This window comes from Streptomyces zinciresistens K42 (assembly GCF_000225525.1).
Lineage (GTDB): Bacteria > Actinomycetota > Actinomycetes > Streptomycetales > Streptomycetaceae > Streptomyces > Streptomyces zinciresistens.
The window spans coordinates 1-2,675 of the sequence record NZ_AGBF01000386.1 but is presented as its reverse complement, the minus strand read 5'-3'; the positions used below and the strand labels follow the sequence as shown (position 1 = coordinate 2,675).

Annotated in this window: 3 protein-coding genes; 2 read left to right on the top strand and 1 reads right to left on the bottom strand. The window is 74.9% G+C overall.

Annotated elements, in window-relative coordinates:
- The first annotated feature begins 204 nt into the window (after positions 1-204).
- On the top strand, positions 205-1,611 hold the full coding sequence (locus SZN_RS36595) for an FAD-binding oxidoreductase (protein ID WP_043735264.1): 1,407 nt from the start codon (positions 205-207) through the stop codon (positions 1,609-1,611).
- A 15-nt stretch (positions 1,612-1,626) separates the two neighbouring features.
- Here SZN_RS36595 and SZN_RS36590 read toward each other — a convergent pair whose 3' ends face one another.
- On the bottom strand, positions 1,627-2,040 hold the full coding sequence (locus SZN_RS36590; protein ID WP_007505803.1) for an SsgA family sporulation/cell division regulator: 414 nt from the start codon (positions 2,038-2,040) through the stop codon (positions 1,627-1,629).
- Positions 2,041-2,325: 285 nt separating this feature from the next.
- On the opposite strand from SZN_RS36590, the gene SZN_RS36585 reads away from it, so the two are divergent.
- Positions 2,326-2,675 (top strand): DUF2510 domain-containing protein (locus tag SZN_RS36585; protein WP_139063686.1); only part of this gene is annotated, 350 nt, incomplete at its 3' end.

Below are 2,675 nucleotides of genomic sequence, written 5' to 3'. Positions count from 1 at the left end.
AGCACGGCGCAGCCCGCCACGGCGGCGATCAGCGTCCGCCGCCGCACGCGCGGGAGGCGGCGGGCGGTGCCCGGTCCGTTCGCCACGGCCTCGTTCTCCATGGCGCTCACTGTGCGCCAGGCGGTGCGCCGACACGACGAGCGCAGCGGCCGTGCGGCGTCCGGCGCACACGGGGTTCACACCGATGGCCCCGGGTGTCACGCTGTGATCATGAGCCGTACCGAAGCCGCACCCGCCCAGGCCCGCGGCGACCTCACCGAGCGGCTGCTCGCGGGTCTGCCCGCCGAGGCCGTCCTGACCGACCCGGACGTCACGGCCTCCTACGCCCACGACATGGCGAGCTTCTGCCCGGCCGGCGCCCCGGCCGCGGTGGTGCTGCCGCGCACCGTCGAACAGGTCCAGCACGTCATGCGCACCGCCACCGAGCTGCGGGTGCCCGTCGTCCCGCAGGGCGCCCGCACCGGCCTGTCGGGCGCGGCCAACGCCTCCGACGGCTGCATCGTGCTCTCCCTGACCAGGATGGACCGCATCCTGGAGATCAGTCCCGTCGACCGGGTCGCCGTCGTCGAGCCGGGCGTCGTCAACGCCGCCCTGTCCCGCGCGGTGGGCGAGCACGGCCTGTTCTACCCGCCGGACCCCTCCAGCTGGGAGATGTGCACGATCGGCGGCAACATCGGCACCGCCTCCGGCGGCCTGTGCTGTGTGAAGTACGGCGTGACGGCCGAGTACGTGCTCGGCCTGGACGTCGTCCTCGCCGACGGCCGCCTGATGAGCACGGGCCGCCGCACCGCCAAGGGCGTCGCGGGCTACGACCTCACCCGCCTGTTCGTCGGCTCGGAGGGCTCGCTCGGCATCGTCGTACGGGCCGTCCTCGCGCTCCGGCCGCAGCCGCCCCGGCAGCTCGCGCTCGCCGCCGAGTTCGCCTCCGCGGCGGCGGCCTGCGACGCGGTGTGCGCGATCATGGCGGGCGGGCACGTCCCCGCCCTGCTGGAGCTGATGGACCGTACGACGGTCAAGGCCGTCAACGACCTCGCGCACATGGGACTGCCCGAGACCACGGAGGCCCTGCTGCTGGCCGCCTTCGACACCCCGGACCCCGCCGCCGACCTCGCCGCGGTCGGCGCCCTGTGCGAGGCCGCGGGCGCCACCCAGGTGGTCCCGGCGGAGGACGCGGCCGAGTCCGAACTGCTGCTCCAGGCAAGGCGGTTGTCGCTGCCCGCGCTGGAGGCGGTCCGGGGCGTGACGATGATCGACGACGTGTGCGTGCCCCGGTCCCGGCTCGCCGACCTCGTCGAGGGCGTGGCCCGGATCGCGGACCGCCACCGGCTCACGATCGGGGTGGTCGCGCACGCCGGGGACGGCAACACGCACCCGACGGTCTGCTTCGACGCGGGCGACCCGGAGGAGTCCCGGCGCGCCCGCGCCTCGTTCGACGAGATCATGGCCCTGGGCCTGGAACTCGGCGGCACCATCACGGGCGAGCACGGGGTGGGGGTGCTGAAGAAGGAGTGGCTGGCGCGCGAGATCGGGCCCGTCGGGATCGAGATGCAGCGGGCCGTCAAGCAGGCGTTCGACCCGCTGGGCATCCTCAATCCGGGCAAGCTCTTCTGACCGCGCCGCCCCTCCTCACCGGGCGAGCAGATGGTCGAGCGCGTCGTCGATGCCCAGCTGCCCGCCCTCCGTCCCCGGCGGCACCGCCCGCAGCGTCCGCTCCAGCCAGGCCGACACCTGCGCGGCCGGCGCCTCCAGGAGGGCGTCGCCGCCGGGGGAGCTGAGCGCCACCAGCACCACGCTGCGCCCCTCGGACTTCGTCGGCCACACCCGCACGTCGCCGTGCCCGCAGGGCCGGAACACCCCCTCCACGAGCAGATCGCGCGAGAAGGTCCAGTGCACCGGCCGCTCGGAGTCGACATGGAAGACGACGTGCACGGCGTACGGGTCCTCGCCGCGATAGGTCAGCCGCGCCGGCACCGGCACGCTGCGCTCGGGCGACAGGATGAGCCGCAACTCCAGTTCGCGCTCCACGACGATGTGCTGCATGACGGTCGTCCTCTCTCGTGACACCGGCCGGCCTCCGGGCGGCCCCGTACGGGTGGAGAGGGAGCGGACCGGGCGGCGTTACGCGACTTCGCGGAGGCTTTTTCCGCGGACCGCGCGGGCCGCGGCGCGAGCGGGTGTGCGCGAGTGGTCCCCGCACGTGTGAAGTACCTGTACGAGGTTGCCCGGAAAGGGGCGGGTCCCGCAGGACCGGCGGTGGCCGGTGCGTCCGTCTGGTAGATGTGGGAACCCCTATTTCGGCCCACGAGCAGAGACCGGACGACGGACATGAGCGCCCCAACCCCGGCCCCCGGTGACGACCGGCCCCGCGAAGGGTATTACCCGGACCCGTCCATCCCTGGATACGTCCGGTACTGGAACGGCGCCTCCTGGGTGCCGGGCACCAGCCGTCCGGCACCGGCCGACGGTGAGCCGCTCGCCCCGCCCCCGGGCGCGGGCCCCGGCCCGGCCGCAGCGCCGGTGGAGGAGACCGGTCCGCACTTCTTCGACGAGGACCCGGCGCGGGCGCCCGCCCCGGGCGGGGTCCAGCACGGCAGCCGCCCGGAGCCCGCGTCCGCCTGGGGCGCCGACTCCGCCCGCCAGTCCGGCCTCGGCGGCGACCAGGACCGCCGGGTCTC

Bases quoted from the DNA above. Each gene is read 5' to 3' on its own strand.
- SZN_RS36590 (WP_007505803.1), bottom strand. From the start codon at position 2,040: ATGCAGCACATCGTCGTGGAGCGCGAACTGGAGTTGCGGCTCATCCTG.